Origin of the sequence: Methylobacterium sp. J-059, from assembly GCF_022829485.1 — a bacterium.
GTDB lineage: Bacteria > Pseudomonadota > Alphaproteobacteria > Rhizobiales > Beijerinckiaceae > Methylobacterium.
The window spans coordinates 127,827-151,471 of sequence record NZ_JAKSYA010000112.1 but is presented as its reverse complement, the minus strand read 5'-3'; the positions used below and the strand labels follow the sequence as shown (position 1 = coordinate 151,471).

Annotated in this window: 23 protein-coding genes; 10 read left to right on the top strand and 13 right to left on the bottom strand. The window is 72.0% G+C overall.

Features of this window, described 5'->3' with window-relative positions:
- A partial coding sequence (locus MKK55_RS15215; protein WP_243935874.1) for a PAS domain-containing protein occupies positions 1-790 on the bottom strand: 790 nt, incomplete at its 3' end.
- Between the two features lie 700 nt (positions 791-1,490).
- On the opposite strand from MKK55_RS15215, the gene MKK55_RS15210 reads away from it, so the two are divergent.
- From MKK55_RS15210 to MKK55_RS15200, 3 genes are all read left to right on the top strand, one after another.
- Positions 1,491-2,324 (top strand): thermonuclease family protein, encoded by an 834-nt coding sequence (locus tag MKK55_RS15210; protein WP_243935872.1) that lies wholly within the window; start codon positions 1,491-1,493, stop codon positions 2,322-2,324.
- 8 nt (positions 2,325-2,332) lie between these two features.
- The gene (locus MKK55_RS15205) at positions 2,333-3,823 is read left to right on the top strand and encodes a M48 family metalloprotease (protein ID WP_243935905.1); all 1,491 of its coding nucleotides are present in this window, start codon (positions 2,333-2,335) and stop codon (positions 3,821-3,823) included.
- A gap of 93 nt (positions 3,824-3,916) precedes the next feature.
- The gene (locus MKK55_RS15200; RefSeq protein ID WP_147728876.1) at positions 3,917-4,597 is read left to right on the top strand and encodes a glutathione S-transferase family protein; all 681 of its coding nucleotides are present in this window, start codon (positions 3,917-3,919) and stop codon (positions 4,595-4,597) included.
- A gap of 74 nt (positions 4,598-4,671) precedes the next feature.
- On the opposite strand, the gene MKK55_RS15195 is transcribed toward MKK55_RS15200, so the two are convergent.
- The 3 genes from MKK55_RS15195 to MKK55_RS15185 form a co-directional block, all read right to left on the bottom strand.
- Complete coding sequence (locus MKK55_RS15195; protein WP_147844649.1) at positions 4,672-6,438, bottom strand: ABC transporter ATP-binding protein; 1,767 nt, start codon at positions 6,436-6,438, stop codon at positions 4,672-4,674.
- A gap of 288 nt (positions 6,439-6,726) precedes the next feature.
- The gene (locus tag MKK55_RS15190; RefSeq protein WP_409566068.1) at positions 6,727-8,076 is read right to left on the bottom strand and encodes an MFS transporter; all 1,350 of its coding nucleotides are present in this window, start codon (positions 8,074-8,076) and stop codon (positions 6,727-6,729) included.
- Entirely contained in the window at positions 8,073-8,753 is a 681-nt protein-coding gene (locus tag MKK55_RS15185) for a PRC-barrel domain-containing protein (protein WP_405043835.1), read from the bottom strand. The genes MKK55_RS15190 and MKK55_RS15185 overlap by 4 nt, the downstream gene beginning before the upstream one ends.
- Before the next feature lie 363 nt (positions 8,754-9,116).
- On the opposite strand from MKK55_RS15185, the gene MKK55_RS15180 reads away from it, so the two are divergent.
- Positions 9,117-9,569 carry a hypothetical protein gene (locus MKK55_RS15180; RefSeq protein ID WP_243935870.1) on the top strand — a complete coding sequence of 151 codons (453 nt, stop codon included), beginning with the start codon at positions 9,117-9,119 and terminating at the stop codon, positions 9,567-9,569.
- A gap of 3 nt (positions 9,570-9,572) precedes the next feature.
- On the opposite strand, the gene MKK55_RS15175 is transcribed toward MKK55_RS15180, so the two are convergent.
- The 3 genes from MKK55_RS15175 to MKK55_RS29050 form a co-directional block, all read right to left on the bottom strand.
- Entirely contained in the window at positions 9,573-10,007 is a 435-nt protein-coding gene (locus MKK55_RS15175) for a PRC-barrel domain-containing protein (protein ID WP_243935869.1), read from the bottom strand.
- Positions 10,008-10,097: 90 nt separating this feature from the next.
- The gene (locus MKK55_RS15170; RefSeq protein WP_147841307.1) at positions 10,098-10,580 is read right to left on the bottom strand and encodes a DUF2721 domain-containing protein; all 483 of its coding nucleotides are present in this window, start codon (positions 10,578-10,580) and stop codon (positions 10,098-10,100) included.
- Positions 10,581-10,697: 117 nt separating this feature from the next.
- Complete coding sequence (locus MKK55_RS29050) at positions 10,698-10,820, bottom strand: hypothetical protein (RefSeq protein WP_279593021.1); 123 nt, start codon at positions 10,818-10,820, stop codon at positions 10,698-10,700.
- A 215-nt stretch (positions 10,821-11,035) separates the two neighbouring features.
- Between MKK55_RS29050 and MKK55_RS15165 the strand changes: the two genes are divergently transcribed.
- Positions 11,036-11,392 (top strand): SWIB/MDM2 domain-containing protein, encoded by a 357-nt coding sequence (locus MKK55_RS15165; RefSeq protein WP_147727136.1) that lies wholly within the window; start codon positions 11,036-11,038, stop codon positions 11,390-11,392.
- A 115-nt stretch (positions 11,393-11,507) separates the two neighbouring features.
- Here MKK55_RS15165 and MKK55_RS15160 read toward each other — a convergent pair whose 3' ends face one another.
- Together MKK55_RS15160 and MKK55_RS15155 are read right to left on the bottom strand one after the other, a co-directional pair.
- Positions 11,508-12,305: an SDR family NAD(P)-dependent oxidoreductase gene (locus MKK55_RS15160; RefSeq protein ID WP_147858299.1), complete on the bottom strand. Its 798-nt coding sequence runs from the start codon at positions 12,303-12,305 to the stop codon at positions 11,508-11,510.
- 76 nt (positions 12,306-12,381) lie between these two features.
- Positions 12,382-13,701: an MFS transporter gene (locus tag MKK55_RS15155; protein WP_243932323.1), complete on the bottom strand. Its 1,320-nt coding sequence runs from the start codon at positions 13,699-13,701 to the stop codon at positions 12,382-12,384.
- Between the two features lie 347 nt (positions 13,702-14,048).
- On the opposite strand from MKK55_RS15155, the gene MKK55_RS15150 reads away from it, so the two are divergent.
- A complete protein-coding gene (locus MKK55_RS15150; protein ID WP_409566067.1) occupies positions 14,049-15,059 on the top strand; it encodes an alpha/beta fold hydrolase in 1,011 nt (336 codons plus the stop codon).
- 87 nt (positions 15,060-15,146) lie between these two features.
- Here MKK55_RS15150 and MKK55_RS15145 read toward each other — a convergent pair whose 3' ends face one another.
- The 3 genes from MKK55_RS15145 to MKK55_RS15135 all read right to left on the bottom strand — a co-directional run bounded on the left by MKK55_RS15145 (position 15,147) and on the right by MKK55_RS15135 (position 18,930).
- A complete protein-coding gene (locus MKK55_RS15145; protein WP_243935867.1) occupies positions 15,147-16,838 on the bottom strand; it encodes a methyl-accepting chemotaxis protein in 1,692 nt (563 codons plus the stop codon).
- A 179-nt stretch (positions 16,839-17,017) separates the two neighbouring features.
- Positions 17,018-17,728, bottom strand: a complete 711-nt coding sequence (metW, locus tag MKK55_RS15140; protein ID WP_147727140.1) for a methionine biosynthesis protein MetW — start codon at positions 17,726-17,728, stop codon at positions 17,018-17,020.
- On the bottom strand, positions 17,725-18,930 hold the full coding sequence (locus MKK55_RS15135; RefSeq protein WP_279596203.1) for a homoserine O-acetyltransferase: 1,206 nt from the start codon (positions 18,928-18,930) through the stop codon (positions 17,725-17,727). The genes metW and MKK55_RS15135 overlap by 4 nt, the downstream gene beginning before the upstream one ends.
- Before the next feature lie 241 nt (positions 18,931-19,171).
- Between MKK55_RS15135 and MKK55_RS15130 the strand changes: the two genes are divergently transcribed.
- The 4 genes from MKK55_RS15130 (at position 19,172) to MKK55_RS15115 (ending at position 22,684) form a co-directional block, all read left to right on the top strand.
- Positions 19,172-20,050 (top strand): chorismate mutase, encoded by an 879-nt coding sequence (locus MKK55_RS15130; RefSeq protein ID WP_243935865.1) that lies wholly within the window; start codon positions 19,172-19,174, stop codon positions 20,048-20,050.
- A gap of 100 nt (positions 20,051-20,150) precedes the next feature.
- Positions 20,151-21,266: a pyridoxal phosphate-dependent aminotransferase gene (locus MKK55_RS15125; RefSeq protein ID WP_243935863.1), complete on the top strand. Its 1,116-nt coding sequence runs from the start codon at positions 20,151-20,153 to the stop codon at positions 21,264-21,266.
- Positions 21,259-22,203 carry a prephenate/arogenate dehydrogenase family protein gene (locus MKK55_RS15120; RefSeq protein WP_147858296.1) on the top strand — a complete coding sequence of 315 codons (945 nt, stop codon included), beginning with the start codon at positions 21,259-21,261 and terminating at the stop codon, positions 22,201-22,203. The genes MKK55_RS15125 and MKK55_RS15120 overlap by 8 nt, the downstream gene beginning before the upstream one ends.
- Before the next feature lie 58 nt (positions 22,204-22,261).
- Complete coding sequence (locus tag MKK55_RS15115; protein WP_243935861.1) at positions 22,262-22,684, top strand: PaaI family thioesterase; 423 nt, start codon at positions 22,262-22,264, stop codon at positions 22,682-22,684.
- 329 nt (positions 22,685-23,013) lie between these two features.
- Here MKK55_RS15115 and MKK55_RS15110 read toward each other — a convergent pair whose 3' ends face one another.
- The gene (locus MKK55_RS15110; protein ID WP_243935853.1) at positions 23,014-23,643 is read right to left on the bottom strand and encodes a riboflavin synthase; all 630 of its coding nucleotides are present in this window, start codon (positions 23,641-23,643) and stop codon (positions 23,014-23,016) included.
- Between the last annotated feature and the right edge of the window lie 2 nt (positions 23,644-23,645).

The window sequence follows — 23,645 nt, the reverse complement described above, 5'->3', positions numbered from 1 at the left end:
TGGCGAAGCGCTCCTCGCTCTGGCGCAGCGCCGTCTCGGCCTTCTTGCGCAGCTCGAGGTCGGCGAAGGTGAACAGCATGCACGGCTCGTCGCCCAGCTCCATCGGCTGGCCGGCGACGATCACGAACCGTGTGCCGCCGTCCGGCAGCCCGAGGCAGGCTTCCATCTGCGGGACCGTGGTGCCGGCGTTGAGGCGGGCGATCGCGAGGTCGCGGCTGCGCGCGCCGGCGAGCACGTCGACCTCGTAGACGCTGCGGCCGATCACGGCGTCGCGGGTGTAGCCGGTCATCTCGAGGAAGCCGGTGTTGACCTTGACGTGGCGCAGGTCGGACAGGCGGGTGATCACCGCCGGGGCCGGGTTGGCGTTGAAGGTCTTCTCGAACCGCTCCTCCGCCTCGAATTGCGGGGTCACGTTCTGGAGGATCAGCGCGAGGCAGCTCGGCGTCCCGGACGTGTCGGTCGCGACGATGCTGCGGAGCGAATGGACGAAGTCGACGTCCGGCCGGTCGGTGCGGCGCACGTCGACGATGACGTCGTGGAAGGTCTCGCCGCGCACCACCCGCTCGATCGGGTACTGGTCCGGTGGGCGGTTGTTGCGGTAGCGCAGGGAGAACCGGGCCCGGTACTCGTCCACCGTCGCGCCGAGCTCGGCGAGGCTCTCGGCCCCGTGCATGGCGAGCGCGGCCTCGTTCGCCCAGACGATGCGCTGATCGGGCTCGACGAGGATCACCCCTTCGGTCAGGCCGGCGATGATCTGCCGGAGTTCCGATCTGTCGACGCCTGCGGTCACGGGTGGGGCACGTCCTACCAAGGGATCGACCCAGGGTTGGACGATCCCGGCAGCAACAGTTGCGAATGCAACTGGTTCCCGGTCTCGATTGTTTTCACTGGTACGATCGTCACGCCACGTTAGTGACCCGGCCTGGTGCAGGGTCCCCGTGATCGATCCAACGCGTCGGCAGCGTCCGTTGCGGACCGGCCGATCGTCCCGCGATCGGCCGCGTCGCATCAGGTGGAATGCGTGGCGTCCCCGGCAGGGCTCGAACCTGCGACCCCAGGTTTCATACCACTTCGGCTTTCGCCGCCGCGGGCGGGTGCCCGCGTTCGTGGCCTGGACTATCCCTTCGCCCTAGGCGCCCGAAGGCGCCCTTAGGTGCCGCCCGTCTAGTCTCTACACCTTCCCGCGCATGGCACTGCGCGGGCTTGGCTCGGGATCGGCAGGATTCCGGCGACCTGGATCGCCGGGACCGGAAGCGTTCCCCGAATTTGAGCGGATCCGCCGCGCGGTTTCCCGATGCGGCGCCCAATTTGCGTTTAGGAAACCTGTGCTCTGTCCAGCTGAGCTACGGAGACGTACCGGAGGTTTGTACCATCGTCGCCGTGCGAGTCCACTGGGCAACCGCGGCTTCGCCGGTGTGGCCGGATCGCCCTGTGCGGATCGCGTCGATCCGGGGCATGCTGCAGCGGACGTCGGAGCGGGAGTCGTAGCGATGGGATGGACGGGGCGGATGCTCGCGGTCGCGGCCTGCGCGCTCGCCGCCTCGGCCGCCCGCGTCGCGGCGGCGCCGCGATCCGGCACGGCCGAGTGCCTTTCCGGGGACGGACGGACGGAGACCCTGTCCGCGGTCGAGCCCCGCGGCGAGCTCGCGCTGGCCTCCGGCGCTCGCGCGGTGCTCGGATCGGTGCGCTGGCCCGACGACCCGGAGATCGCCAAGGCCGCGACCGAGAGGTTGCTGGCTTTGCGCGGCCGCCCGCTGACCGTCGTCGCCCGCGGCGAGGCCGACCGCTGGGGCCGCCTGCGCATCGACGCCCTGTCGGAGGCGGATGGACCGGTCGACCTCGCGGGGGACCTCGTCGGTGCCGGTCTCGCCCAGGTCGATGCCGGCGAGGGCGACGCCCTGTGCCGCCCGGGGCTGCTCGCCGTCGAGGAGGCCGCGCGCACGGCCGGACTCGGGCTCTGGCACCAGCCGTCGCTCGAGGCCTCGGACGGTCCTGGCCTGCGCGCGGCGGCGGGGCGGTTCGTCGTGGTCCAGGGCACGATCCGCCATGTCGGCGAGCGCCCGAGCCGGACCTATCTCGACTTCGCGGCCCGGGGGGAGGACGGGCTCACGGTCACCGTGTCGAAACGCACTTGGCGCAGGATGCGCGAACATGGTTTGAGTGCGGAGAGGCTCAAGAATGCGCGGGTGCGGGTGCGCGGGGTGGTCGAGATCCGTCGTGGGCCGACCCTCGACATCGCGGTGCCGGAGACGATCGAAGTGCTGGAGGCGCCCACGGCGATCGCCGGCGCGAGCACGGATGGGGAGCGGGCGCTGCGGCGCTGAACGGCATGATGGGCGGCACGACGCGGAGCGGAACGGGAATTGGGCAGGGCGGCCGCGCGCAGGCGCGTCGCGCGCCGGCGCTCGCCCTGCTGCTCGCGCTCTCGGCCTGCGCCGGCGAGCAGACCGGGGCGGTGCTGGTTCCGGCCGTCGTCTCCGTGCCGCCGGAGGCGCCGCGCACCACCGGCCGTCCCGCCAACGTCACGGATGCCGACCACGCCAAGCTCGTCGCCTCCTTCGGCGGGGAATACCGGTCGCCGGCCACCCTGCGCCTGCTCACCGAGGTGACCGACCGGCTGGTCAGGGCGAGCGACCGGCCCGACCAGACCTACGCGGTGACGCTGCTCGATTCGCCCGTGGTCAACGCCTTCGCCCTGCCGAGCGGCCGCCTCTACGTCACCCGCGGCCTCGTCGCGCTGGCGAGCGACACCTCGGAGATCGCGGCCGTGCTCGCCCACGAGATCGCGCACGTCACGCTGAGCCACGCCACCGCCCGGACCGAGCTCGAGCTGCGCTCGCAGCTCGTCAGCCGCGTGGTCGCCGACGTGCTGAACGATCCGGCCACCGGCGCCCAGCTCCAGAGTCAGTCGCGCTTCGCGCTCGCCCGCTTCTCCCGCGAGCAGGAGCTCGAAGCCGATGCGGCCGGCGTGCGCACCCTGGCGAAGGCCGGCTACGACCCCTACGGCGCCGGCCGCTTCCTCACCGCGCTGAACCGGACCCTGGCGCTGAAGGCCGGCGGCGGCACCGCGGCCGAGCCGGACATGCTCGCGACTCATCCGGGCACGGCCGAGCGCATCGGGCTCGTCACTCGTGCCGCGCGGCGCACCGGGGCCCCGGGCGTCGGCACCGACGACCGCGCAGCCTACCTCGCGGCGATCGACGGGCTGGCCTACGGCGACAACCCCGGCGAGGGCGCGGTGCGCGGGCACCGCTTCGTGCATCCGAGCCTCGGCATCGCCTTCGAGGTGCCGGAGGGCTTCTCGATCGAGAACACCCGCAACGCGGTGCTGGGCACCACCAACGAGGGCAGCCGGCGCCTGCTGTTCGACCAGGTCGAGGCCAAGGACGGCCAGACACTCGACGCGATCCTCAAGGCGACGTGGAACGACGCGATCGACCCGGCCTCGATCGATGTCCAGCCGATCGCCGACCATCCGGCGGCGACCGCCCTGTCCCGCGGCAAGGACTGGACCTTCCGGCTCGCCGCGATCCGCGTCGGCGACGCCACCTTCCGCCTGATCATGGCGGCCAAGGGCGCGACCGACCCCGACCCGGCCTTCCGCCGCTGGATCGCGAGCCTGGCCTCGGTCTCGCCGGTCGAGACCGCCTCGCTCAAGCCGCTGCGCCTGCAGATCGTCGTCGCCGCCTCGTCGAACGCCGAGGACCTCGCCCGGCGGATGGCGGTGCCGGACCGCGCGCTGGATCGGTTCCTGGTGCTCAACGGTCTGGAGCGCGGCGTGCCGCTGAAGACGGGGCAGAGCTACAAGGTGGTGGTGGAGTAAGCGGGCCCACCGCCCTCCGGCGCGCGCCGGCCTTGCCACCGGTGCCGCGTTCGCGCGATGCCCGACCCGGCCGACACGCAGGATGCGCACCCGATGATCCGCTTCTACTACAACCTCGCGCCGAACCCGATGAAGGTGGCGTTGTGCCTCGAGGAGACCGGGCTCGCCTACGAGCCGATCCCGGTGGACACGCGCAGGGGCGAGCAGTTCGCCGAGACCTATGCCGCGATCAACCCGAACGCCAAGGTGCCGGCGATCGTCGACGGCGACGCCACGGTGTTCGATTCGAACGCGATCCTGCTGCATCTGGCCGAGAAGGCCGGGGCCTTCCTGCCCCACGGCGAGGCGGCCCGCGGCCAGATGCTGTCCTGGCTGATGTTCGTGGCCACCGGGATCGGGCCGTTCTCCGGCCAGTGCGTGCATTTCCGCCACTTCGCGCCGGAGGCCGAGCGGACGGGATACGCCGCCGAGCGCTACGTGTTCGAGGCGCGGCGCCACTGGGGCGTGCTCGACGCCCACCTCGCCGGCCGCAGCTTCGTGCTCGCCGAGTACGGCATCGTCGACATGGCGGTCTGGGGCTGGGCGCGGATGCTGCCCTTCATGCTCGGCGAGGACGCGATCCTCGAATTCCCGAACGTGAAGCGGCTGCTCGACACGGTGAGCGCCCGCCCGGCGGCGCAGCGGGCGGAAAGCCTCAAGGGCCGGCACGCGTTCAAGGCCGAGGTGGACGACGACGCCCGGCGCTTCCTGTTCCGGTCGATGAAGGTCGGCTGAGTTCCGGCGGCGATCGAAACGCCGACCTCCACTTTCCCTCCCCCCTCTGCGGGGGAGGGCAGGGGACGTCCGCCTCAGGCCGCGGCGAGCGCGCCCATCGACATCGATTCCTTCTTCATCAGCTCGCGGTAGAAGCCGTCGAGATGGGTCAGCTTGTCCGGCGAGCCGTCCTGGATGATGCGGCCGCCCTCCAGGACCACGATCCGGTCGAAGTCCTTGAGGGTCGAGAGCCGGTGGGCGATGGCGATGACCGTGCGGCCCTTCATCAGGTTGGCGAGCGCGTGGCGGATCGCCTCCTCCGACTCGGCGTCCAGCGCCGAGGTCGCCTCGTCGAGGAGCAGGATCGGCGAATCCTTGAGGATCGCGCGGGCGATGGCGATGCGCTGGCGCTGGCCGCCCGAGAGCTTGACCCCGCGGTCGCCGACGATGGTGTCGAATCCTTCCGGCAGGGCGTTGATGAAGTCGGTGCAGTGCGCCGCGTCGGCCGCCTTCCACACGTCCTCGTCCGAGGCCTCCGGCCGGCCGTAGCGGATGTTCTCGCGCAGGGTGCGGTGGAACATCGACACGTCCTGCGGCACGACCGTGATCGCCTCGCGCAGGGATTCCTGCGTCACCCGGTCGATGTCTTGGCCGTTGATCAGGATCTTGCCGCCCTTGGCCTCGTAGAAGCGCTGGATCAGCGAGAACAGGGTCGACTTGCCGCCGCCCGACTTGCCGACGAGGCCGACGCGCTGGCCGGGCTCGAGCACGAGGTCGAAGTCGGTGAAGACCGAGCGCCCGTCCGGGTAGGCGAAGGCGACGTGCTGGAACTCGATGCGCGCGCCGGTGCCCGAGAGCGGCACCGCCTCGGGGTGGTCGATCAGGTCGTGCGGCTGCAGCAGGGTGTGCAGCGCCTCCGAGAGGCGGGCGGTGTGCTGGGTCGCGTCGACGAGCGCCACGGCGAGGTCGCGGGTGGCGGCGAGGATGCGGATGCCCAGCGTGCAGACCAGCACCACCTGGCCGTTGGTCGCCTGCCCCGCCTCCCACATGGTGATCGCCCAGTAGAGCAGGCCGAGCACCGCGAGCACGGTGAGGATCGCGTGCACGATGCGGAGCTTCTCGAGGTAGAGCAGCGAGGAGCGGCGCGCGCGCATCTCCTGGGCGATCGTGCCCTCGAAGCGCACGCCTTCGCGCTTGAACGCCGAGAAGGCGCGCACGAGCGGCATGTTGCCGACGAGGTCCACCATCTCGCCGTCGACGCTCGCGGCCTTCGAGGCGAAGTCGTGGTGCAGCGGCTTGCCGGCCGCCGCCATCTTGAACATCAGCACCACCACGGCGGCGAAGATGCCGGCCAGCACCAGGGCCATCGTGACGTTGACGCTGCCGATGTAGAGAATCGAGCCGAAGGCCGCGACGCAGGGCGGCATCACGTTGAACACGAACATGTTCTCGACCGTGAAGATCGCGTTCGAGGTCGCGGTGATGCGCGAGGCCAGCGTGCCCGGCTGCCGGTCGGCGAAGAAGCTCGGGGAGTGCCCGGTCATGTGCCGGAACAGGTCGCGGCGGATGTCGCCGGTGACGCCGACGAAGGTGAACGAGCCGACGAGCGAGGCCACGCGCCAGAGCATGTTGTCGGCGGCGATGAAGGCGATGAGGACCGCGAGCGCCCCCCAGACGAGGTTCGCCTGCGGCCCCTTGCTCAGCGCGTCGACCACGCCCTTCAGCGCGTAGTCGGTCGAGACCGAGAAGCCGACGGCGCCGAGCACCGCGATTAGGATCACCGCATGCGGCAACGCCCGGCGCCGCAGGTAGCGGCCCACGAAGGCGAAGGGCCGGTCGGCGTATTGGCAGAGGTCTTCCATCGCGATGAGCATCTCGATTTCAGGCGACGCGGAGGGCCGGCGGAAGGGGGAGGGGCGAAGGGGGTGATGACGCGGTGAGCGACGGGGCGGTCGACACGAGGAATGCGTTGGCGGATGGCACTACGACGGGACGCGGATAAAAATAAGCGCCGGCGGGGCAACGCAACAGCCTCGTCAACCGTTGCGTGAGCCCGTTCCTGCGCCGCGCTTTTATCGCACGAAGCTGAACGCCGTTTGACCGGTATGCGATTCCGGTGCCGGACCGCCCCGTGCAGGGCTCGAGAATCCTCATCGTGCCGCCCCGCGCCGGGTCTCGGGCATGATCAGCGCGACAAGGGCGAAGGCGCCGGCCCCGACGAGCGCCAGCCCGAGGAAGGCGGTGTGGCTGCCGAGCCGGTCGGCCAGGATTCCGGCGAGCGAGGTCGAGAGCGCGGCCCCGATCCCCATGGCGGTGCCGACGGCGCCGAGCGCGAGGTTGAACCGACCGGTGCCGCGGGTGAGGTCGGAGACGACGAGGGGCACCATCACCCCGAGCACTGCGGCCGAGATGCCGTCGAAGACCTGGATCGAGACCAGCATGTAGGGGTTGTCGGTGTAGGCGAAGAGCAGGCCGCGGATCGGAAGCGCGGCGAACCCCGCCAGCAGCACCGGATAGCGGCCGAAGCGTTCCGCCGCCCGGCCGACGGCGGGGGCCAGGACCGCCAGCACCGCCTGCGGGACCATGATGCAGGCGGCGACGAGCGCCGTCGCGGTCTCGCTCGCCCGCAGCGTCAGGACGCTGCCGACGAGCGGCAGCATCGCGGCGTTGGCCAGGAAGAACAGCGTCATGCAGGCCGCGAAGCTGAGGAGCGCGCGGTTGGTCAGCAGGGCCTTCACGCCGCCCGCCGCCGCGTCGCCGCTGCGGGGCTCGGCCTCCTGCGTCCGCACGCCGGCATCGATCTCCTCGGCGCGGATCGCCGAGAGCGCCATGATCGTCGGCACCACCAGGGCGGCGGTGAGGTAGAACACCGCGTCGTTCGACAGGTAGTAGCCGCAGGCGCCCATGCCGGCGGCGGCGACCGCGTTGCCCATCGCCTGGAAGCTGGCGTTGCGCCCGAGGCGCTCGCCGGCGCGGGCATGGCCGACGAGGCCGATGCTGATCGCGGCGATCGCCGGCGTCAGGATGCAGCTCGCGGCCGAATGCACCGCCATCGCGAGCAGGACGATGAGGAAGTTCGGCCACAGCGCCAGCGCCAGCGCGCTCGCCGAGATCGCGGTGACCGACACGCCGGCCGCGAACCGCTTCGAGCGCATCGCGTCGACGAAGGCGCCGCCGGGGACCTGGCCGAGCAGGCTGACCAGGCTGCCGACGGTGAGCGCGAAGCCGATGTCGGACTGGGTCCACTTAGACTGGGTGAAGTACACCGCCAGGAACGGGCCGAACCCGGTCTGCAGGTTGGCGACGAAGAAGGCGAACAGATCGAGCCCGCGACGGCTCGCGCGCGACAGCCCGTCCGCGCCGGCGGCCGTGGGCGCCGGCTCGACGGTCGGCTCGCGCAGCCGGACCGGACGGGCGCGGACCTCGTGGTCGAGCCTCGCCTGGCGCTGCGCCTCGCGGGGGGGGATGACGCGGCGGTCCTTCGGTCGCGCCACCGTCACTTATCGGGCACCTTCTCGGCGGCCGGCTTGTCCGCGGGCTTCGCGGCGGGCGCGGGCGCGGGCGGCGCCGGCACGGCGGCAGGCGCCGGTGCGGCCGTGGGTGCGGGCGCGGGCTGGGCGGCGGCCGGTGCCGTCGCCTGCTCGCCGTCCGGGCCGGGGCTCGCCGGGCCGAGGACCACGATCGGCTCGCCGGCCTTGTACTCGGGCGAGACGCGGACCTGGTTGCGGCTCAGCTGCAGCGACAGCCGCCCGACCTTGCCGTCGGAGGTGAAGCGGAGCGCCCGCCAGTCGACCGCGATCTTGCGCGAGCCGACGCCGAGGAAGCCGCCGAAATCGATGATCGCCGCGCGCGGGCGCCCCTCCTTGTCGATGATCAGGTCGATCACCCGGCCGAGCTCGTCGCCGTTGGCGCTGCGCACGCTCTTGCCCAGCACGCTCTCGTAATCCTGGGTGTCGAGGACGGTGGCGGGGGTGCCCTGCTGGGCCTGCGGCGGCGCGGTCGGGGCGACCGGGGGCGGCGCGGCCGGTGTCGCCGGCGCGGTCTCGCTGCCGGCCGGCGGGGTCTGCGGCGCGGGCGTCTGCGCCATCGGCGCCTGAGCCATGACGGACGCGCTCCCGAGGAGGGCGGTCCAGAGGGTGATCGTCGCGGTCGCGATCATCCGGATCGGTGTGGTCACGCAAGGTCCTCAAGTGCTGGCGTCGGCGCGGCGCGGCCGTGGCGACGCGCGGGTGTCTCCGCCGCATCGTCACGGGTTACGAGAGCACGACCTTCGCATGCCGTTCGACCAAGGCGAAGTTGTGAATCGCGTCCGGTCGCCCGACCCGCACGTTTTGGTGTGCAGGTTTCGCGCCGCACGTTTCGGGCCGCGTGCATCCGCTCCGATGCCCCCGATCGGTCGGCGAAGGCCTCGCGCCGCGTCCCGGGATGGACGCGGCGGCGTCTGGTTTTCGCCCAAACTGCATCGTAGAGAGGCCGTCAACGACATGACGGCGGCCCGGTCCCACCTTGGCCGCCACGAGAAGACAGGACTTCACCGCCCATGGCTGCCTCGCCTCTGCCTGCCTCGCCTCTGCCTGCCTCGCCTTCGACCGCCGCGGGTCGCCTCCGCCGCCCGCTCGCGCTGACGGCCACCGCCCTCTGCCTCGGCGCGGCCCTGGCCGGATGCCAGGCGCTCGGCGGGGCGCTGGGCGGCGGCGGCGGCGTGATGCCGGCGGCCGAGGTCGGGCCGCCGCCGTCGCTGCGCGGCGCCCTTCCGGGCCGCGAGGCGCGCATGGTCAACGTCGATGCCGACGGGCGCCCGCTGGCGACGGCGCCGACCCGGACGCTCGACCTGCCCAAGGACAAGCGCAACGACGCGCGCGCCGCGAACGACGGCGCGCGCCGCATCCGCCGCGAGGAGATCGACGGCGAGCCCACCAGCGGCGGGTCGTCGGGCGGCATGACGCCGTCCCTGACGCCCGGCGGCAGCGTCGGCCTCGGCGGCAAGTTCTGATCGTCAGGCCGCTTTCGGGCCGCGACCGTAATAGTCGTCGAGCCGGCCGCCATAGGCCGGATCGGCGAAGCCGTCCTCGCCGGCGCCGTGGCTCGGCGCGCCGGCGAGCGTCGCCGGGTCGATGTCCACCACGTAGCCGCCGAGCGCGACGCTGTAGGTCAGCGCCTTCCACGGCAGCGGGTGGTGGTTCTCGCCGAGCCCCAGGAACCCGCCGAAGGCGAGCACCGCGTAGGCGACCTGGCCCGAGACCTTGTCGACCATGAAGTTGTGCACCGCGCCGAGGTGCTTGCCGGCGGCATCGTAGACCGCCGTGCCCTCGACCTTGTTGGAGGCGATCAGCCGGACGGTCTCGTCGATGGCGACGCCCTCGGCCGAGGGGTCGAGCTCCATCGAGCCGGCCTTGCGGATGCTGCGCTCGTTGGGAAGATCTGTCGGCATCGCGATACCCTTTCGCAAGACTGCACGGACCCGGCATCCCGGGCGTTCGCAGGGGAAAGCTCGGACCCGCGATGGGTTCCGCGGGCCCCTTCAGCCTTCCGGGCCGGCTTCTGCCTCGGCGCGCCGCAGGGCGACACGGTTGCGCACGCCGCGGCTCGCGAACAGCATCTCGGTCCCGAAGGCGACCAGCGCCAGGAGCGTGCACAGGATCGCCGTGCCGAACAACGCGAACAGCACGCCGGCCACGGTGGCGTCGCGCAGCGCGCCGACGAACAGCGTCAGGACGGCGCCGCAGGTCGAGACCCCCGAAAGCGCCGCGAGCACCACGGCCGCGTCGAGCAGCAGCGCCCGCAGCCGCAGGCGGTCGAGCCGGTGGCCGAGGCGGCGGCGCTCCGCCTCGCTCGCGCCCGCGAGCAGGCTCGACGCCCGCTCCGCCTGATCCGACACGCGGGCGAGGCGCGCGCCGAAGACGTTGAGCAGGGTCGCAACCCCGGACAGCAGGAACACCGGCGTCAGCGCCACCTGGATGATGTGCGCGATGCCGTCGAGGGTGTTCGGCTCGAGGCTCGACATGGGCAGAGGTTTCCGCGGCGCGAGGAGGAAGGCGGGAGGGCCGTCCTCCGACGCCGCCAACGTCCGGGCGGCCGGACGGTTCGCGAGGATCCGGCGTCCGCTCCGGCCTTCGCGCCCTCAGATCAATCCGCCGCCATGCGGGTGATCGCAAGCATTCGGCTCGGCGGCGATGCCGATGCCGAGCCCGAGGACCAGGGCGAACGCGGAGACGAAAGCGAGGGCGAGGGCGGTGCTGACCATGCCCGGATCTGTCCTCCGGTTGGGTGAAGAAAGGGTTTCGCGGCGCGAAAACCGGTGCCGAACCCGCCCGCCGGCGCCACACCCTGTGGATGATGAAGGGAACTGTTCCAGTTTTCCCTTGGAACGGCTGCGCTAGCCCTTAGTTCTTGCTGCTATGCTCACCCCTGCTGCGGGGATGTCACGTTCACGCTCGCAGCGAGAACCGGAGGAACCCCATGGCAACCAAGACGACGGAAAAGGCCGCCCCGAAGGCTGCGAAGGAGACCAAGGACGCCAAGCCCGCGAAGGCTGCAGCCCCCAAGGCGACCAAGGCCGCCGCCGGCGCCAAGCCGAACGCCCTGCAGCAGCCGCTGAAGCCCTCGGCCGATCTCGGCGCCATCGTCGGCACCAGCCCCATCCCGCGCGGCGAGGTCGTCAGCAAGGTCTGGGAATACATCAAGAAACACAACCTCCAGAACCCGGAGAACAAGCGCGAGATCCTCGCCGACGACAAGCTCAAGAAGGTCTTCGGCAAGGACAAGTGCAGCATGTTCGAGATGAACAAGCACCTCGCCGCCCACCTCAAGGCCTGAGCCGCGCCGGACCCGTCGTCGGGTCGATCCGGAGACGCGGTTCCCGGATCGTCCTGCTTCGACGGTGCGCTCGAACGGGGCGGCGCCACGCCGCCCCGCGCGACCCGATCAGGCGTCAGGCGATGTTGCGCAGGACGCCGCCATCCACTCGAAGCGCCGCGCCGCTGGTCGCGCTCGCCGCCGGGCTGCAGACATAGGCCACCATGTTGGCCACTTCCTCGACGCTGGCCAGCCGTCCGATCAGCGATGTCGGGCGGTGCTCGGCGACGAACTGGCGGCCGAGGGCGTCGAGATCGGCCTCGCCCGATCCGCCGGCCATCTGCTTCATGAAATCGGCGACGCCCTCAGACAGGGTCGGCCCCGGCAGCACGCTGTTGACCGTGACGCCGGTGCCCGAGACCGTCTCGGCGAGCCCGCGCGAGACCGCGAGCTGCGCCGTCTTCGTCATCCCGTAATGGACCATCTCGACCGGGATGTTGATGCCCGACTCGCTGGCGATGAAGACCACGCGGCCCCAGCCCCGCGCCACCATCCCCGGCGCGTAGGCGCGCGACAGCCGCACGCCGCTCATCACGTTGACGTCGAAGAAGCGCTGCCAGTCGCCATCGGGGATGTCGAAGAACGGCTTCGGCTCGAAGATCCCGGTGTTGTTGACCAGGATGTCGACGTCCGGCAGCGCCGCGACCAGCGCGGCGACCCCATCGGCCGTCGCCACGTCTCCGACCGCCGCGAAGGCCTCGCCGGCCTGGGTCTTCCCGCGCAGGGCCGCGATGGCCGCCTCGACCCGTTCCGCGGTGCGCCCGTTGATGCCGACGCTGGCGCCGAGGTCGAGGAGCGCCTGGGCGATCCCGAAGCCGATGCCGCCGGTGGAGCCGGTGACGAGGGCGCGGCGGCCCTTCAGGTTCATGTCCATTTCGGTCGATCCCTGGTTGCCGCGATGTCTCGCGATGCCGATCAACGCGCCGGTCCGGCCCCGGGTGGCATGCAGCCTATCCGGCTCTGCCCCGCCGCAGAACGCTGGCGCAGCCGCCGAACACGGCGAGCGCCACCGCGGACCACAGCGCCAGCGACACCGCCCGCTCCGGCCCGGCGCCCTGGGTCATCCCGAAGATCACCGCCACCATCGCCGCGCCGAGGGACTGGCCGGTGAGCCGCGCCGTCGACTGCATGCCGCTCGCCCCGCCGCTGCGCTCGCGCGGGGCGGCGGTGATGATGACCTTGTTGTTCGGCGTCTGGAACAGGCCGAAGCCGAGGCCGCTCAGCGTCAGCCGCCAGACGATGTCGAGGGTCGCCGGGTGCGCCGGCAGCAGCGCCATCGCGGCGATGCCCGACGCCATCAGCGCGAGGCCGATGCCGCCGAGCAGCCCCGGCGGGTAGCGGTCGGCGAGCCGCCCGGCGACCGGCGCCATCGCCGCGATCGCGATCGGCCAGGGCGTCATCAGGAAGCCGGTCTGCGTGCCCGAGAGGTGCAGCACGTCCTGGAAATAGAAGGGCAGGGCGATGTAGGCGCTCATCTGCGCCGCGAACGAGGCGATCGAGGTCGCCATCGACAGCGCGAAGGCCGGGATCCGCAGGAGGTCCACCGGCAGCAGCGGAGCCCGCAGGCGCAGCTGGTACAGCACGAACACCGCGCCGACCGCGACGGCGCCCGCGATCTCGGCGAAGGCGATCGCCCGCCCGTCGGCGTCGCCGAGGCGGTCGACGCCGACGATCAGCAGGCCGAAGGTCAGCGCGTTCAGCACCGCGCTCAACGCGTCGAAGCGCGCGCCGCTGCGCGGCGTCGCCGGCAGCGTCCGCGAGGCGACGAGGAAGGCGAGGCCGCCCACCGGCAGGTTGACCAGGAACAGCCACGGCCAGGACGCCACCGAGAGGATCGCGGCGGCGACCGTCGGGCCGGCCGCGGAGGCGACGGCGACGACGAGCGCCACGTTGCCGACGCCGCGGCCGATCATCCGGTGGGGATAGATGAAGCGCACCAGCGCGATGTTGACGCTCATCACGCCGGCGGCGCCGAGCCCCTGCGCCAGGCGCCCGGCGATCAGGAAGCCGAGGCTCGGCGCGAAGGCGCAGGCGAGCGAGGCCGCGACGAACGCCGCCAGCCCGGCGAGGTACACGCGCTTGTAGCCGAGGATGTCGCCGAGGGAGGCGAAGGGCAGGAGCGCCGCCGTCACCGCGATCTGGTAGCCGTTGACCACGAAGATCGCCGCGGCCGGATCGACCGCGAGGTCCTTGGCCATCACCGGCAGCGCCACGTTGACGATCGCCCCGTCGAGCACCGCCATGGTCATGGCGAGCGACACCGCCGCCATCGCCAGCAGGCGCTCGCGCGGGGGAAGCCCGTCGGCCGGCCTCGCGGCGGCCGGGCTCCCGTCGCCGAGGCAGCTTGCCGCCTGCGCTTCCTCCTCCGCCCCGCGGATCGCGCGTCGTCCGGACGATCCGGCCGTCTCGGTCATCGTCGAAAACCTCGTTCTGGGCCGACCCCGGCCGGGCCCGCCGCCGTGGGTTCGCCTGGCGCTTGCGCCCGCACATAGCGGCTTCACGCAGGCTTGAGCAGCGCGCCGGTGACATGGCCGCAGGATCCTTCGCCCGTGCGCCGCTTTTCCGCCTGCGCGACGCGCCATCGCGTCGACGCCTCGATCCGACGGATGACGCCCCGATGCCGACGATGACGCGGACCACCGCCCTGCTGCTCGCCCTGTTGCCGCTGATGCCGATGGCGGCGCCGGCGCAGGAGGCACCGCCGCTCGGGATCGGCCTGGAAGGCTTCGCCTACCCGTATCCGGTGCGCTTCCTCGCGCTGTCGCGCGACGGCGAGGCCCAGCGCCTCGCCTACATGGACGTGGCGCCGACCGGCACGGCCAACGGCCGCACGGCATTGCTGCTGCACGGCCGCAACTTCCCGGCGAGCTACTGGGCGCCGGTCGTCGCGGCGCTGACGGGCGCGGGCTACCGCGTGGTCGCGCCCGACCAGCTCGGCTTCGGCAAGTCCTCGAAGCCCATCGGCCCGTTCACCTTCGACGCGATGGCCGCCGACACCGTCGCGCTGCTCGATCACCTGGCCCTACGCCGGGTCGACGTGGTCGCCCACTCGATGGGCGGGATGCTGGCCGTGCGGTTGGCACGCAACGCCCCCGACCGGGTCAACAGCCTCGTCCTCGAGGCGCCGCTCGGCCTGGAGGATTACCGCTTCAGCGTGCCGCCGGTCGCCAACGACACCCTGCTCAAGCGCGAGGGCGAGCTCACGGCGGCCGCCTACCGCCGGCAGCTGATGACCAGCTACGCGCTCTCGCTGCCGGAATCGGCGATCGAGCCGTTCGTCGAGGTGCGCGAGCGGGTGAAGGGAGCGGGCGAGTATCCGCGCTGGCTGCAATCGTTCGTGAACTCCTACACCATGATCTGGGGCCAGCCGGTGGTGCACGAGATCCCGCTGCTCCCGATGCCGACCCTGTTCGTCATGGGCGGCGCCGACCACAACGCGCCGGGCAAGCCCTACGCCCCGCCGGACCTCGCCGCGAGGATGGGCCGCAACGCCGACAACGCGACGGCGCTGGCCGCGAGGATGCTGAACGGCCGGGCGATCGTGTTCGCGGGCATCGGCCACCTCGTCCACATGGAGGCGACCGACCGCTTCGACGCCGCGATGCTGGAGTTCCTCGACGGGCATTGACCGCCCGGTGTCGCGGCGGAGGCCCGCGAACGGAGGAAGGCCGGGCACGATGCCCGGCCTCGGAGCCGCCCCGGAAAGCCCGGCGGCTCAGGCGGCACGAACGGTGGCGAGGAAGCGGGTGACCTCCGCGCCCAGGTGCTCCGACTGACGCGACAGTTCGGACGCCGAGGCCAGCACCTGCGCGGCCGCGGCGCCGGTCTCCTCCGAAGCCTGCGCGACGCCGGCGATGTTGCCGGTGACCTCGCTCGTGCCGGCGGAGGCCTGCGCGACGTTGCGCACGATCTCCTGGGTCGCCGCACCCTGCTCCTCCACCGCCGCCGCGATCGACGCGGCGACCGCGTCGATCTCACGGATGCGCGTCGAGATGGTCCCGATCGCCTGCACCGCCCCTTGCGTCGAGGTCTGGATCTGGGCGATCTGGCTGCCGATCTCGGCGGTGGCGCTGGCCGTCTGGTTGGCAAGCTCCTTCACCTCGGCGGCGACCACCGCGAAGCCGCGCCCGGCCTCTCCGGCGCGCGCCGACTCGATGGTGGCGTTGAGCGCCAGCAGGTTGGTCTGGCCGGCGATGTTCGAGATCAGCCCCACCACGTCGCCGATCTTGGCGGCCGCCTGGCTCAGTTCGTGAACCAGGCGTCCGGTCTGCTCCGCTTCGGAGACCGCCGTCTGCGCGAGGTCGGCCGAGCCGGAGACCTGCCGCCCGATCTCCTGGACCGACGAGCCGAGCTCTTCCGCCGCCGCCGCCACGGTATTCACGTTGGAGGCCGCCTCCTCGGCGGCGGCCGCCACGGTGGACGATTGGCTGGCCGTCTCCCGTGCGGTCGCGGTCATCGTCTGGGCGGTGGCCTGCAGCTCGGTGGCGGAGGAGGACACCATGCCGACGATGCCGCCGACCGCCCGTTCGAACCCGTCGGCCAGCTCCGTCATGACGCGCTTGCGCTCGGAGGCCGCCGCCGCGTCGGCGATGCCCTTGATCTCCGCCTGCTCGGCGGCCTTCCGGGCAACCATGGCCGTGATGCCTTCGACGGCCCGGCCGACGGAGCCGACCTCGTCGCCGCGGCGCGCCTCGGCGATCTGCGCATCGATCTCGCCGTTTTCCATACGTCGGAGGACGACGACCAGCCGACCCAGCGGACGCGTGATGCCGACGATCGACACCAGGGTCGCGGCGACGAGGCCGACCAGGAGGCCGAGAGCGGCCAGCGCCATCAGGGTGTAGCGCGTCGCATTCGTCTGATCGCTCAGGACGTCGGACTGATGCTCCATATAAGCGGCAATGTCGTGCGCGAGCCTGCTGCCTTCGTCCGTCATGGTGGCGAAGGTCGGATCGATGGCGCGGTGCACGAGGGCTATGGCGTCCGCGTTCTCGTTCGCGGTCCCGAGCCTGCGCACCTCGGTCACGTCCTTGAGGAACCGGTCGACCCGGGCGTTCTGCGCCTCGACGCGCGCGCCGAAGGCAGGCGCCTGCTCGCGGAGGTCGGCCAGCGCCTGCCTCATGTTGGGCAGCACCGCCTCGAAGCCCGCATTGGCGCTCTTGATCTGGGCCTCGTCGGTCTCGGCGATGATGCGGTAGACCCAGTAGTTGAGCTCGAACATCAGGCCGTTTGCCCGGCGCGCGCTCGCGACACCTTTCGCCTCGTGGACGATCAGGAGGCTGTAGGCGTCGTCGATCGTGGTCATGCGCGCCTGCGCATACCAGACACACCCACCGACGACGACGGCGATCGATGCGATCACGGCAATGAGCTTCGGCAGGATTTTGATGTTTGAAAGACGGAGCATCGATCTATCCGATCACGTTGAACAGCCGAAGATCGCCCAAGATCGCTTAAATCGCGGTTAACCAATACCTCTGCGGATCTTGGAGTGGGCTCACGAATGCTCACGGCTTCGTGAAAAGATGCACGATCGACGCGATCGATGTCCGCCTCGGCTCGATGCCGCTCGGCGCGGTCGACCGATCAGCCGGCTCCGAGGCGGCCCCGCCTGAGCAGGAACACCCCCTGCGCGCCGATCAGGTTCCAGAACCACCACGGCATCGAGAAGCGCATCGGCCGTCCGCGCGCGTCGAGCGCCGCCGCCTTCTCGATGTGGGCATCGACCGCCCGGCACAGCTCGACGAAGTCGCGCATGGTGCAGTGGTGGATGTTCGGCGTCTCGTACCAGGCTTCCGGCAGGATCTCGGTGATCGGCATCCGCCCGCGGAAGGCGAGCTCGGCCCGCACCCGCCAATGACCGAAGTTCGGGAACGAGATCACCACCTGCCGGCCGATGCGGAGCAGGTGCTCCAGCACGATGCGCGGGTTGCGCGTCGCCTGGATGGTCTGGGACAGGACCACCACGTCGAACGCGTCGTCGGGGTAGTTCTCGAGGTCGGTGTCGGCGTCGCCCTGGATCACCGGCAGGCCGCGGGCGAGGCAGGCGTTCACGCCCTCGCGCGATAGCTCGATGCCGCGCCCGTCGACGCCGCGCCGGTCGCGCAGCAGCGCCAGCAGCGAGCCGTCGCCGCAGCCGATGTCGAGGACGCGCGCGCCGGGCGGCACCAGCCCGAGGACCACGAGGTGGTCGACGCGGGCGCCGCCGGATTCGGGCGTGCGCGGCAGGTCGTCCGCCGCCTCCCAGGGCGTGCCGGAGGCGGCGTCGCCGAAGGACAGGTCCTCGCGCCCGCTCACAGCCCGCGCGCCCGGGCGGCTGCGTCGATGAACCCGCGGGCCGCCGAGAACAGCGTCGGCTCGTCGAGGAGGAACGCGTCGTGGCCCTTGTCGCTCTCGACCTCGACGAAGGCGACCGGGGCCGAGGCGGCGTTCAGCGCGTGCACGATCGCCCGGGAATCGGCCGTGGGGAACAGCCAGTCGGAGGTGAACGAGATCACGCAGAACCGCGTCTTCGTGCCCTTGAAGGCGTTGGCGAGCACGCCGCCGTGGTCGGCGGCGAGGTCGAAGTAGTCCATCGCCCGCGTCAGGTAGAGGTAGGCGTTGGCGTCGAACCGCTCGACGAAGCTCAGGCCCTGGTGGCGCAGGTAGCTCTCGATCTGGAAGTCGGCGTTGAACGAGAAGGTCGGCGCCGAGCCGCCCTGGAAGCGCCGCCCGAACTTCCGGTGCAAGGCCGGCTCGGACAGGTAGGTGATGTGCGCGCCCATCCGCGCGACGCCGAGGCCCTTCGAGGGGCGCGTGCCGGCCTCGAGATAGCGACCGTCGGCCCAGGCGGGGTCGGCCATGATCGCCTGCCGGCCGACCTCGTGGAAGGCGATGTTCTGCGCCGAATGGCGCGCGCCCGTGGCGATCGGCATCGCCGCGAACACGCGCTGAGGGTAGAGCGAGGCCCATTGCAGCACCTGCATCCCGCCCATCGAGCCGCCGATGCACAGGAACAGGTCCGCGATGCCGAGATGGTCGAGCAGCATCGCCTGGGCGCGGACCATGTCGCGGATCGTGACCAGCGGGAAGTCGAGCCCGTAGGCCGAGCCCGTCGCGGGGTCGATCGAGGCCGGGCCGGTCGAGCCCATGCACGAGCCGATCACGTTGGAGCAGACGACGAAGTAGCGGTCGGTGTCGATCGGCTTGCCCGGGCCGACCAGCGTCGTCCACCAGCCGGGCTTGCCGGTGACGGGATGGGGGTGGGCGAAGTGCTGGTCGCCGGTGAGCGCGTGGCAGATCAGCACCGCGTTGGTGCGCGCGGCGTTGAGGGTGCCGGCGGTCTGGTAGGCGACCTGGAACGGCGCGAGCGCGGCGCCCGAATCCATGGTCAGCGGCTGCCCGGCCTCGAACCGCGCGACGAGCCCCGCCGGGTCGCGCGCCTGCGACGGCTCGCGGCTGCGGATCTCGGGCTCCGTCGCGGAGGCGGCCGTGACGGCCGTATCGAGGGGATTGTCCATGAGGCGTCTGGAAACGGCTTCTCGCGCGCCGGAGGGACCGAAGGAATCGCGAGGCCGCCCGCTTCCCGCGCCCGCCGCTGCACCGGACGTAGTGTGCCCGCCGCCGAGCGTCAACGAAAGGAGCCGCCGGAAGGCCGTTCATCCGCCCTCCGTTGTCGATCGCACGGCCCTGCTGCGCTGGCCCTTCGGCGCGGCGGGCCGTAAACACGCGCGAGCAGCCCCGTCCTCAGCTTGTCGAACCATGCGCTTCCCCAAACGAGCCGCGCCGCCGATGGAAGACCTCGCCGCCCTCCGGGCCGAGATCGATCGGATCGACGCCGAGATGCACGCGCTGCTGATCCAGCGCGGCGGGATCATCGACCGGCTGATCGCGGTGAAGGGCACCTCGGCCTCGGGCTCCGCCTTCCGTCCCGGTCGCGAGGCCGCGATGATGCGGCGCGTCGCCGAGCGCCACCGCGGGCTGCTGCCGCTCGACACCGTCGAGGGGATCTGGCGGGTCATCATCGCGACCTTCACCTACGTCCAGGCGCCGTTCTCGGTGCATGCCGACATCTCCGCCGGCGATCCGGCGATGCGCGACTCCGCCCGCTTCCACTTCGGCTTCACCGTGCCCTACCGGCCCCACCCGACCTGCGCCGCGGTGATCGAGGCGGTGGCGGCCTCGCGCGGCGACCTCGGCATCTTCCGCTTCGACCCGCGCGCCGCCCAGGTGCCCGCGAAGGGGTCGGCGAAGGGAGAGGCCTGGTGGGAGGGCCTCATCGGCGCGGGCCGGCCGAAGGTGATCGCCCGGCTGCCCTTCATCGAGCGGCCGGCCCACCCGGCCGGCACGCCGGTCTTCGTGGTGGCCAAGCCCCTCGACGATCCGGCGGCGGCGCAGCGCGACTGGGTGCTGTGGGCGGTGCGCTGCGGCGCCTGGACGGAGGAGGCCGAGCGCGCCGTGCAGGGGCTCTACGGCGAGGTGGTGGCGCGGGCCAAGCCCAAGGGCGAGGTCGAGCGCCTGCTGCTGGCGGTGCCGGGCGGCGTTGGCACGCGCCAGCTCGCCGAGGCCCTGGACGGGGCGGGCGCGGCGGTGTCGAGCCTCGACGAGACCGGCAGCCACGCGGCGCGGTTCCGGGTGTGAGGGCCGCCGGGCGCCCGATCCGGTCGCGCCCCGCTTCATCGCGGCGCGAAATGCTGTAGACGGGCGCCACCCGCGTTTCTTCTGCAGGCTGCGAACACCAATGTCCGCCTCTCCCCGTCTCCGCCCGGTGCCCCGTCCGGGCGTCCTGGCGATCGACCCCTACGTGCCCGGCAAGAGCGGGGCGCCGGGTCACGCCAAGATTCACAAGCTGTCGTCGAACGAGACGCCGCTCGGCCCGAGCCCGGCGGCGATGGCGGCGATGCAGGCGGCCACGGCCAAGCTCGAGAACTATCCCGACGGCACCTCCACGCTGCTGCGGACCGCCATCGCGGCGCGCTACGGCATCGACGCGGGCCGCGTCGTCTGCGGCGCGGGCTCGGACGAGCTGCTCTCGCTGCTCGCCTACGCCTATATCGGCCCCGGCGACGAGGGCGTCTTCTGCGAGCACGGGTTCCTGGTCTACCGCATCGCCATCCTGGCGGCGGGCGGCACCGCCGTGGTCGCTCCCGAGCGCGACCTCACCGCCGACGTCGACGCGATCCTCGCCGCCGTGACCCCGCGGACGAAGATCGTCTACGTCGCCAACCCCAACAACCCGACCGGCACCTACCTGCCGCTGGCCGAGGTGCGGCGCCTGCATGCCGGCCTGCCGGGCGACGTGCTGCTGGTCCTCGACGGCGCCTACGCCGAGTACGTCCAGGCGGACGACTACGCGGCCGGGCTCGAGCTCGCGCGCGACGCCGACAACGTCGTGATGACCCGCACCTTCTCGAAGATCCACGGGCTCGCCGCCCTGCGCGTCGGCTGGATGGTCGGGCCGGCCCACGTGATGGACGCGGTCAACCGCATCCGCGGGCCGTTCAACCTGTCCACCGCTGGCATGGCGGCCGGGGCGGCGGCGCTCGCCGACGAGGCGCACGCCGCGACGGCCGCCGCCCACAATGCCGAATGGCTGCCGCGGATGATCGCGGGCGCCCGCGCGCTCGGCCTGACCGTGACGCCGAGCGTGGCGAACTTCATGCTCGTGCATTTTCCCGACGTGCCCGGCCGCACGGCGGCCGACGCCGACGCCTTCCTGACCGGGCGCGGGGTGATCGTGCGCCGGGTGGCGGCGTACGGGCTGCCGAATGCGCTCCGCGTGACGATCGGCAGCGTCGAGAGCAACGAGGCCTTCCTCGGCGCGCTCGGCGCCTTCGTCCGAGGCGACCATGCCTGAGGCCGCGCCGCTCGGCTGCCTCGCCATCGTCGGCCTCGGCCTGATCGGCTCGTCGATCGCCCGCGGCGCCCGCCGCTACGGGCTGGCCGAGCGCATCGTCGCGATCGACGCGGACGCCGCCGTCCGCGCGCGGGTGCTCGATCTCGGCATCGCCGACGACGTCACCGGCGATGCCGCCGCGGGCGCGGCGCTGGCCGACCTCGTGATCCTGTGCGTGCCCGTCGGCGCCATCGGCCCGGTCGCCGCCGCGATGGCGCCGCACCTGAAGCCGGGTGCCGTCGTCTCGGACGTTGGCTCGGTGAAGGCGTCGGTCGTCGCGGCCGTCACCCCGCACCTGCCCGACGGCATCGTGTTCGTGCCCGGCCATCCGGTGGCCGGCACCGAGTATTCCGGGCCGGATGCCGGGTTCTCGACGCTGTTCTCCGGGCGCTGGTGCATCCTGACCCCGCCGGAGGACGCGCCCGAGGCCGCCGTCGCGCGGGTGCGCGCGCTGTGGCAGGGGCTCGGCGCCGTCGTCGAGACGATGACGCCGGAGCACCACGACCTCGTGCTCGCCATCACCAGCCACGTGCCGCACCTGATCGCCTACAACATCGTCGGCACCGCCGCCGACCTCGAGCAGGTGACGCAGTCCGAGGTGATGAAGTTCTCGGCCGGCGGCTTCCGCGACTTCACCCGCATCGCCTCCTCGGACCCGACGATGTGGCGCGACATCTTCCTAAGCAACCGCGAGGCGGTGCTGGAGATGCTCGGGCGCTTCAGCGAGGACCTCTCGGTGCTGACCCGTGCGATCCGCTACGGCGACGGCGCGGCCCTGCACGACCTGTTCACCCGCACCCGCGCGATCCGCCGGGGCATCGTCGCGCAGGGGCAGGAGACGGCCGAGGCCGATTTCGGCCGCGCGCGCGCGGCCGAGGGCGTTCCCAAGGCGGGGTGACCCGCGATCCCGGTCGCCCGCCTTGCCGCCGGCGCACCGCCATGCTGGAACGGCCGTCATGACCGCGATGACGCTTGCCGAGACCCGCGACTTCCTCGACCGGGAGTTCCCGCAGATGCAGGCGGGCGGGCGCGCCTACTGCCTGGAGGCCGTCGGCCCGCTGACCGCGCGGATGCGGCTCGACGGCGACGCGCGCTTCCTGCGCCCGGGCGGCACGCTGTCCGGCCCGTCGATGATGGCGCTGGCCGACTATGCGCTCTACGCGGCCATCCTCGCCCAGATCGGCCCGGTGGCGCTCGCGGTGACCACGAGCCTGACCTTCAACTTCCTGCGCAAGCCCGCGGGGCTGGTGCTGATCGCCGACGTGACGCTGCTGAAGCTCGGCCGGCGCCTCGCCGTCGGCGAGGTGCGGATCACGGCGCCTAGCTCGGACGACCTCGTCGCCCAGGCGAACGGCACGTACTCGATCCCGCCGCGGTGAGGGCCTACCGATCCGCGTAGCGGGACCACTGCATGACGCCGAAGCCGACGGCGACCGCCATCAGCGGCGCGACGACGAAGGCCACGATCTGAATGTCGGCCATGGCTGTGGCCTTCCACGAATGATGCGCGCGCACCCGTGGAGGGCGATGCTCGCAAGGAAGAAGATCGCGATGCCTCCCGACAGCGTCAACGCCGACAGGTTGGACCGTCCCGAAACCCCGAAGACGGTCGCAACGAACGCCGCGACCACGCCCGCGGTGAACAGGCCGCCCGCGGCGGTGTTCAGGTAGGCGGCGGAGAGCTTGATCCGCTCGTTCGGAACGAGGCTTACGCCGCGCTCCCGCGGCCCTCCGCGAGCCGCGCCGCGTAGCGCGCGATCAGGTCGACCTCGAGGTTCAGCCGGTCGCCGGCGCGGCGCTCGCCCCAGGTGGTGACCTCCAGCGTGTGCGGGATCAGCAGGACCGAGAAGGTGTCGCCCTCGACCGCGTTGACGGTCAGCGACGTGCCGTCGAGGCAGACCGAGCCCTTCTTGGCGATGAAGTGGGCGACCCCGGCGGGCGCCCGCAGGGTGAACCGTTCGCTCGCGCCCCAGGCGCCGGCGGTGACGGTCTCGCGGGCGAGGATATCGGCGACGCCGTCGACGTGGCCGGTGACGAGGTGGCCGCCGAGCTCGTCGCCGATCTTCAGCGAGCGCTCCAGGTTGATTCGGGTGCCGGCCTCCCACCCGCCGACCGTGGTCAGCGCCAGCGTCTCGGCGGCGGCGTCCACTGCGAAGACGCAGCCGCCCTCGGCCGGCTCGATCGACACCGCCGTGAGGCAAGGGCCGGAGCAGGCGATCGAGGCGCCGAGCGCGATCGTGGCCGCATCGTAGGCGGCGCGGATCGTGAGGCGGCGCATCCGTGCATCGCCCGAGATCGAGAGCACCGTTCCGACGTCGCTGACGAGACCCGTGAACATCG

Bases quoted from the DNA above. Each gene is read 5' to 3' on its own strand.
- MKK55_RS15210 (WP_243935872.1), top strand. From the start codon at position 1,491: ATGGGATGGACGGGGCGGATGCTCGCGGTCGCGGCCTGCGCGCTCGCC.
- MKK55_RS15205 (WP_243935905.1), top strand. From the start codon at position 2,333: ATGGGCGGCACGACGCGGAGCGGAACGGGAATTGGGCAGGGCGGCCGC.
- MKK55_RS15200 (WP_147728876.1), top strand. From the start codon at position 3,917: ATGATCCGCTTCTACTACAACCTCGCGCCGAACCCGATGAAGGTGGCG.
- MKK55_RS15195 (WP_147844649.1), bottom strand. From the start codon at position 6,438: ATGGAAGACCTCTGCCAATACGCCGACCGGCCCTTCGCCTTCGTGGGC.
- MKK55_RS15180 (WP_243935870.1), top strand. From the start codon at position 9,117: ATGGCTGCCTCGCCTCTGCCTGCCTCGCCTCTGCCTGCCTCGCCTTCG.
- MKK55_RS15175 (WP_243935869.1), bottom strand. From the start codon at position 10,007: ATGCCGACAGATCTTCCCAACGAGCGCAGCATCCGCAAGGCCGGCTCG.
- MKK55_RS15170 (WP_147841307.1), bottom strand. From the start codon at position 10,580: ATGTCGAGCCTCGAGCCGAACACCCTCGACGGCATCGCGCACATCATC.
- MKK55_RS29050 (WP_279593021.1), bottom strand. From the start codon at position 10,820: ATGGTCAGCACCGCCCTCGCCCTCGCTTTCGTCTCCGCGTTCGCCCTG.
- MKK55_RS15165 (WP_147727136.1), top strand. From the start codon at position 11,036: ATGGCAACCAAGACGACGGAAAAGGCCGCCCCGAAGGCTGCGAAGGAG.
- MKK55_RS15160 (WP_147858299.1), bottom strand. From the start codon at position 12,305: ATGGACATGAACCTGAAGGGCCGCCGCGCCCTCGTCACCGGCTCCACC.
- MKK55_RS15155 (WP_243932323.1), bottom strand. From the start codon at position 13,701: ATGGCGGCGGTGTCGCTCGCCATGACCATGGCGGTGCTCGACGGGGCG.
- MKK55_RS15150 (WP_409566067.1), top strand. From the start codon at position 14,049: ATGCCGACGATGACGCGGACCACCGCCCTGCTGCTCGCCCTGTTGCCG.
- MKK55_RS15145 (WP_243935867.1), bottom strand. From the start codon at position 16,838: ATGCTCCGTCTTTCAAACATCAAAATCCTGCCGAAGCTCATTGCCGTG.
- MKK55_RS15135 (WP_279596203.1), bottom strand. From the start codon at position 18,930: ATGGACAATCCCCTCGATACGGCCGTCACGGCCGCCTCCGCGACGGAG.
- MKK55_RS15130 (WP_243935865.1), top strand. From the start codon at position 19,172: ATGCGCTTCCCCAAACGAGCCGCGCCGCCGATGGAAGACCTCGCCGCC.
- MKK55_RS15125 (WP_243935863.1), top strand. From the start codon at position 20,151: ATGTCCGCCTCTCCCCGTCTCCGCCCGGTGCCCCGTCCGGGCGTCCTG.
- MKK55_RS15120 (WP_147858296.1), top strand. From the start codon at position 21,259: ATGCCTGAGGCCGCGCCGCTCGGCTGCCTCGCCATCGTCGGCCTCGGC.
- MKK55_RS15115 (WP_243935861.1), top strand. From the start codon at position 22,262: ATGACCGCGATGACGCTTGCCGAGACCCGCGACTTCCTCGACCGGGAG.
- MKK55_RS15110 (WP_243935853.1), bottom strand. From the start codon at position 23,643: ATGTTCACGGGTCTCGTCAGCGACGTCGGAACGGTGCTCTCGATCTCG.